The organism is Rhizobium sp. 01N424 (assembly GCF_056399485.1).
Genome location: NZ_JBFTRK010000015.1, coordinates 104398 through 111129 on the forward strand (window position 1 = coordinate 104398; position 6732 = coordinate 111129).

Below are 6732 nucleotides of genomic sequence, written 5' to 3' on the forward strand. Positions count from 1 at the left end.
GCCAAGGCAGCGCTCGACGAGCTAGTCTGGTGGGCGAAGGCTACCATTGCGGCGAAAGCCTCGGACGCGTAATCTAGTCCAGTGATACAGGACGTCGCTCGATCAACGCGAGGTCGAGTGAGGTCTGCTATCGGCCCGCAGCCGTCATCAATTTGTCGCTAGCGGGCGATATAAGTGCGGTAACTCAACCTAGGAAGAGCATGCTGACACTTCTAGCACTTCATGGTTCAGGCCGAGACGAAACCGACCTGTTGGAGTTCTGTCACCAGCTTACATCTCAGGCCCGCGTGATCGCTCCTCGTGGCCCTTTTGCACAATCAGGCGGGTTCACCTTTTTCAGACGCCGTCTGGACCGCAGCATCGATGCTGCGGAAGTCATCGGACTTGCGAAGGATTGGGTTTTGCAAGAGGACGTGACGCATCTCCCGACCACGGACGAGATCGTTCTCGTGGGGTATTCCAGCGGCGCTATATTCGCCGAGGCGCTCCTTACAGTCGCTTCTGACAGATTCTCGGGGGCGATCCTCATGCGCCCCGAGCCACTCTCCCGGAATTTCGACCTCTCGAACGTGCCAGAGAAACCGATCCTGATCATTGCAGGAAAGCACGATGAGCGCAGACGGCACGATGATGCTGCCGTTCTTGCCGAACAGTTCATCAGGGCTGGGGCCGTCGTTTCGCTGCATGTTATTGATGCTGGGCATGGATGGTCACATGACAATGCAGACGTCACGCTAGCACGCTCGTGGCTAGCTAGCGTCGCTACCATCTGACGTCCGTATTTGGCGGACATATTCGTGGAATAGTCGCGCTGGCCCTCGTTTGATGCTACGCCGCTGCGTAGGCCGATCAGTATGGCGGAGCTACTCTCGAGTTTGGCTTCGATGGTGGTGCGGCCCGCCTAAAGCGAAGGCGAGGTAACGCGCTGCATCCATCGCGCCCTTGAAGTAGGCACGCTCTTCTAGCGAAGATCCTGTCCGCGACCGCTTAATGCTCGCCGCTGGTGATATCACGACGACGGAAGATTGACAGGAGTAGGGTGAACGCCTGAAATTCAGGCATTGGCCGGGTGGCAGACGCACTTCTCTTCCTTTTCGCGGCCCACCTCGGACGGAACGAATTTCTTTCCTCGCCGTTCATGAAGGAATCAAGTCGCAGACGGAGCACGAAGGTGTCACGCAACAAAGATAACGGCATCGACCTGAAGGCAAGCAGAGCAAAGAAGTCGGCACGTCAATTCGCTCATGGTGGCAATCCCGCGCATAAAATCCTGCCGGAGCTGGCGGTCAAAAACGACGTGCCGCCGCCTGCAATGGATGACTATACGATGATGATGATCCAGGCGATGGAAGGCCGATCGTGACTACAACACCATCCGCATGAAAAATCAGACGGACGCCGTATCCTTTCTCTATTTGGCGCGCTCTCTCCCGGCATTTGAGGAAACATCCATGACCGAGAATTCGGCACCGCAGCCCATCGACTTGTCCAACCTTCGGAAGCTCGAGTCCCGCCAAGGCTTCGCGCAAACGGCACGAAATTTCCTGACAGCGGAAAAGCGTAGACGCGAGGCGAAGAAAGAACGCCACGCGCTGGCACTGGAACAGGCTCGAAACCAGGGTCGTCAACTCTAGCGTAGTCGTGCTGCCTCGACCTACAATCCCGGTGCGGCCGCCTATTAAGACGGCCGGCGGTCGATCACCTTGCGGAGCGAGGTTACAGTGAAGATTCGGACAGCAGGGCCTGAAGACGCTTTTCCTATGAGTGAGATGCTCAAACAGCTGGTTGCTGCCGGAAAGCGAACGGCAAGAGCAGACGTCGAATTCGTCCGCGAACATTATATCAACAATCCAGCTGGCATCCGCTGTTCGCTGGCCGAGGACGACAACGGAAACCTACTCGGCTTTCAATCGCTGATCCGAGCGACTGATGACAATCCCTATGGGACGCCAGTTGGATGGGGCATCGTCGGCACGCATGTTTCTCCAGACGCAGCCAGGACTGGTGTCGGGCGCGAGTTATTCGAGACTACTCGACACGCGGCCATCGAAGCGGGGCTTGGGAAAATCGAGGCCTTTATTGGAATGGGCAACGACATTGCACAGGCCTATTACGAGCGGATGGGTTTTCGAACGTATCGGACAACCGGAACGACGGTTTGCAAGTGCTGGTCACTAGATGGTTCTGGTCCCTGACCTTGCATGGGGCTCTGGCGGTTGGAAGACACTATCCCGTTCTTGCTCTGCATCACGCATCGATCATCACGGCTGATCTCAAAACTTCGCTTCCATCCTACCGAGACTTGTTTGGGCCGGCGGATATTCCACAGCCTGAATTTCCGATGAGGGACGGCTCGGGTGCGCGATTTGCAGCTGCACCCTGTAGACAAGAAGGAACGTCCCGCGAGTGGCCGGCGATTGATCGCAACAGTTGGCATTTCTCATTGCGGATAGATGACGTCGATGGGGTCGTTGAGCGCTTAATTGCTTTCGATATCACCGAGGGCCTCGATGGCGATCCCGAGCGCTTGCTTTTCTCCAGCAGTTGGGTGGCTGGTTTTCCGTATTTGTGCGATCGTCAAAGGCAGTTGGCGCCCTGACATCTGCCGTTACGAAAGAGCTTGTAAAGCGGCCCAACACCCCGGAATAGCTGCCGGCGGGCTGCTCAGTTATCGAAGTATGTCGGTTTCCCGTGTAAGCACCGATGCGCAAATTTTCGATCAGGATTACAGTAGCGGGCTGGGCTTGCCCTCTCTTTCGCAATTATTGAGTTCATTTGAAATGTCGCGCGCGTCCGTTCTTCTTAGTTTAATGAAGTCGCGGCCGTTGGAAGCCGCTGGAAGACCGCTCAAGCGATCCATCACCGTCCAGCCGTCCTCGCCCGGGATTGCTTGGTAGCGATCTTCTCTGACATGGTTGCGGCTATCGGCCGGTCTGGCATCCTTAAAGGACATGAGAAATCACAGCAGCGATCACGATGAGAAGTCCCATCCCAATTCCCGCCGTCCATAGTATACCCTTCACTCTGGGATTGGTGCGGATGTGCGTGTTTATGTCAGGCTTTGGCGGCTCCGCGGCAGCCGGCGTGTCAAGGTAGCGTGTCATGCTCTTCTCCATATTCATGCAGTAACGACGGCGAGAGCGGTCTGTTCCACCGATTGACTCGACAGGAAGGCGACGAGACCCAGAGAAGGGTGGATAGAAATGCGATGCGGCACTCACACGTGCTTGCGTAGAAGGCTTATTCACCTGGGACCTCAACTCAGACACCGTGTTACGGGCATGCTCCACTCGCAGCGCTTTTTGCCTTTCATGCCCTTCGTGCTGAGCGGGGCCAACCATATTGTGCTATCTCAATGAGCGACACGCCTGAGGTCGCGCGCGCCATTCATGAAGCAATAGTCACGGGTAGGTATACAAGCCGGACTATCGCGTAGTTCGACCCGATGGCAGCCGTATTTGCGTCTCTGCATTTGGGCGATGCTTTCGTGACAGTGTTGGTACGCCGTCGCACTATGCCGAGATTGAAGCCCGACCGTGCCCGGAAGACCAAAGACGCCACGCTTTTTTGGAACTGTCAAAGGCGCTTCAATTCGCGTCTGTCGTCTTCCGGATCTTCAGCGATAAGGCCATCGCCTTTGACCTGCCACTGAAGTTTCATCCGGCTGCGATTAGAGCCTCGGCGGTTTTTGATACGCCAAATGGCGGGGTGGGAGCAACCGGCGGAAACGCGAAGCTTCCATATTGCGTAGCGTTGGAGCCGGTTGCGGCGATGATCCCGGCATAGTCCGCCGGGGTTTGGTATCCGAGCGATGAGTGCGGCCGGAAATTGTTATAATCGTCGGCCCATTCTGCGATGGCGCTGCGGGCATGATCGAGCCCGAAGAACAGGCTCTCGTTGAGCAGCTCGTCGCGCATGCGGCCGTTGAAGCTCTCGACATAGCCATTTTGCATCGGTCTTCCCGGCGCGATGTAGTGCCACTCGACCTTGTGATCCTTCGACCAAGCAAGGATGGCATTCGAGGTCAGTTCGGTCCCGTTGTCTGAGACAATCATGCCAGGCTTACCTCGTCGCTCGATAAGCGTCGTCAGTTCTCGCGCGACACGGCGACCTGATATCGATGTGTCCGGGATCGCCGCCAGGCATTCGCGCGTGACATCGTCGACTACATTGAGGATGCGGAAGCGCCTGCCGCAGGCGAATTGATCGTGGACGAAATCCAGAGACCAGCGGGCATTGGCCTTTGCTTCGACGAGGATCGGCGCACGCGTGCCGACGGCACGCCGCCTGGCTTTCCGTTTGCGCACGGAAAGACCTTCCTCGCGATAGAGCCGATAGATGCGATTGACCCCGGAAGGCTCTCCGTCTCGCCGAAGCAGAATGAACAGCCGTCGGTAGCCGAACCGTCGTCGCTCGTTGGCTAGATCGCGCAGCTTCGCTCGCAACTCGACCTCAGGCGGCCGAGAGGATCGATAACGGATCGTCTTTCGATCTGCGGATATGATCTGGCAGGCCCGCCGTTCCGAAAGACCCATGATGGCCTTCAGGTGCGCGACAGCGTCACGCTTGGCGGCAGGCCCTACCATTTTTTTGAAAGAAGCTCGCGGAGTGCGGCTGTATCCAGCATCTGTTCGGCAAGCAGCTTCTTCAGCTTGGCATTCTCGTCCTCCAGAGCCTTGAGACGCTTGGCCTCAGACACTTCCATGCCGCCATATTTGGCTTTCCAGTTATAAAAGGTCGCCTCGGAAATCCCGTGCCTACGGCAAAGATCAGCCGCTTTCGCTCCGGCTTCCTGCTCCTTCAACACTGCAATGATCTGCTCTTCCGTAAATCGCTGCTTCTTCATAAGTCCGTCCTCAATGGGCCGAACTCTAATCCATTCTGGAGGAAATTCTCAGTGGCAGGTCACCTTCATCGAGCGAGCCACCATTGCCCAGGCAGAGCTTCGCTTGAAGGCAGCGTGAAGCCTCGACATCAGGCGTGTGAGGAAAACCGGTCTCAATCATGCGTGCCATCTGCCAAATGTCACATATCAGTGCCAAGTTGTAGATTCCGATGATTCACCGGACGGCATTCCGATCAAAAACCGGACACGATTCCGAGAATTAGCCGGACGCGATTCCGATTTGATACCGGACAGTTTTTCAACGTAAGCAGTGCCCCTGGGTCAGCAACCTTGGCATGCATTTCCTTTCGAACGTTAGGAGATGGCATGTCGAAGAGACGAAGGCTGACCATGAGACAACTACGACATTTGCTTCGGCTGCGATCAGACGGCGTGAGCGTTCGCGATATTGCCGATCTGCTCGGGATTGCCCGCAGCACGGTGCAAGACGGGATAGGGCGAGCTGCGACTGCAGGGCTGTCCTGGCCTTTGCCCGCCGATCTGACGGACGACGTCCTGGAAGGCAAACTTTTTGCCCGGCAAGGCACTAAACAAGGGTTACGGCGACTACCAGAGCCGGATTGGAGCGTCGTTGCGGTCGAGCTGAAGAAGCCCGGCGTGACGCTGACGATCCTGTGGGAGGAATATCGGGCCGTCCATCCTGATGGCTACGGCTTCAGTCGGTTCTGCGACTTGTTCCGCGGCTTTGAGCGGCGTCTGACGCCCACGATGCGGCAGGTCCACATTGCTGGCGACAAGGTGTTCGTCGATTATTCCGGCAAGAAGCTGCCTATCGTCGATCGCAAGACCGGCGAGATCCGCGAGGCGGAGATCTTTGTCGGCGTGCTCGGCGCATCAAGCTATGCCTTTGCAGAAGCCACCTGGACCCAGACCCTGCCGGACTGGATCGGCTCGCACGTGCGCATGTTCGCCTTCTTCGGCGGGGTGCCCCGCCTGATCGTACCGGATAATCTGAAGTCCGGCGTCAACAAGGCGAGCTTCTACGACCCAGAGATCAACCGCAGCTTTGGCATCATGGCGGCCCATTACGGCGTCGGCGTGCTTCCTGCGCGACCGAAACGGCCGAAGGACAAGCCAAAAGTCGAGGCTGGGGTTCGTTTCGCCCAAAGCTGCATTCTCGGCCGGCTGCGCAATCAGACCTTCTTCTCCCTGGAGGAAGCCAATTCCGCCATCCGCGGAGCCGTCGAGCGGATCAACACGCACGTCATGAAGCGCTTGGGCCAAACCCGCCAGGAGATATTCGAGGCCATGGAACGCCCAGCACTCGCGGCTCTCCCGGCAGAAGACTACGAGTACGCCGAATGGAAGCTGGCGCGGGTGTCGACGGACTACCACGTTGAGTTCGAGCACTATTTCTACTCCGTGCCCCATACCCTCATCCGCCAGCAGGCTGATATCCGGGCCACGAGCCGCACGGTCGAGGTCTTCTTCAAAGGCAAGAGGGTCGCGGCTCATCAGCGCCGTTTCGGCGGTTCGCGCTTCGGAACCGATCCCGACCATATGCCCAGCTCGCACCGCCGCTACGCAGAATGGTCTCCCGAACGCTTCCAGCGCTGGGGTGCATCCATTGGGCCTCAGACCGAGGGGCTGATCATCGCCATCCTGGCCAGCCGTCATCATCCCGAACAAGGCTTTCGAACCTGCCTTGGCGTGCTGAAGCTCTACCAGGCTATTCCGACGGTGCAGGCCGAGGCGGTGTCCGCCCGTGCCGTCGAGATCGGCGGACTGACTTGCAAAAGCATCAGCGCACTCATCAGCACCTACAAGGCACCACGACATTCCGCCGAACCCGCCGCTGTCGGCGAGCATGCCAATCTTCGCGGCAA

At 57.7% G+C, this 6732-nt stretch carries 7 protein-coding genes; 5 read left to right on the forward strand and 2 right to left on the reverse strand.

Annotation, left to right across the window (positions count from 1 at the left end; translation table 11 throughout):
- Nucleotides 1–200: 200 nt before the first annotated feature.
- The 4 genes from AC1DNK_RS26885 (at nt 201) to AC1DNK_RS26900 (ending at nt 2195) form a co-directional block, all read left to right on the forward strand.
- Nucleotides 201–773, forward strand: coding sequence for an alpha/beta hydrolase (locus AC1DNK_RS26885; RefSeq protein WP_477944147.1), 573 nt, complete (start codon nt 201–203; stop codon nt 771–773).
- Between the two features lie 296 nt (nt 774–1069).
- Nucleotides 1070–1363: a hypothetical protein gene (locus AC1DNK_RS26890; protein ID WP_477944148.1), complete on the forward strand. Its 294-nt coding sequence runs from the start codon at nt 1070–1072 to the stop codon at nt 1361–1363.
- An 88-nt stretch (nt 1364–1451) separates the two neighbouring features.
- A complete protein-coding gene (locus AC1DNK_RS26895) occupies nt 1452–1634 on the forward strand; it encodes a hypothetical protein (protein ID WP_477944149.1) in 183 nt (60 codons plus the stop codon).
- Between the two features lie 126 nt (nt 1635–1760).
- Nucleotides 1761–2195, forward strand: coding sequence for an N-acetyltransferase family protein (locus AC1DNK_RS26900; RefSeq protein WP_477944150.1), 435 nt, complete (start codon nt 1761–1763; stop codon nt 2193–2195).
- Between the two features lie 530 nt (nt 2196–2725).
- On the opposite strand, the gene AC1DNK_RS26905 is transcribed toward AC1DNK_RS26900, so the two are convergent.
- Entirely contained in the window at nt 2726–2953 is a 228-nt protein-coding gene (locus tag AC1DNK_RS26905) for a hypothetical protein (RefSeq protein WP_477944151.1), read from the reverse strand.
- A 703-nt stretch (nt 2954–3656) separates the two neighbouring features.
- A protein-coding gene (locus AC1DNK_RS26910; RefSeq protein ID WP_112988616.1) for an IS3 family transposase occupies nt 3657–4846 on the reverse strand; the annotation gives its coding sequence in 2 pieces (ribosomal slippage) (nt 3657–4594 and nt 4594–4846; 1191 coding nt in all).
- A 366-nt stretch (nt 4847–5212) separates the two neighbouring features.
- On the opposite strand from AC1DNK_RS26910, the gene istA reads away from it, so the two are divergent.
- Nucleotides 5213–6732, forward strand: a 1520-nt coding sequence (gene istA, locus AC1DNK_RS26915; protein ID WP_477944152.1) for an IS21 family transposase, incomplete at its 3' end; no start/stop codon positions are given.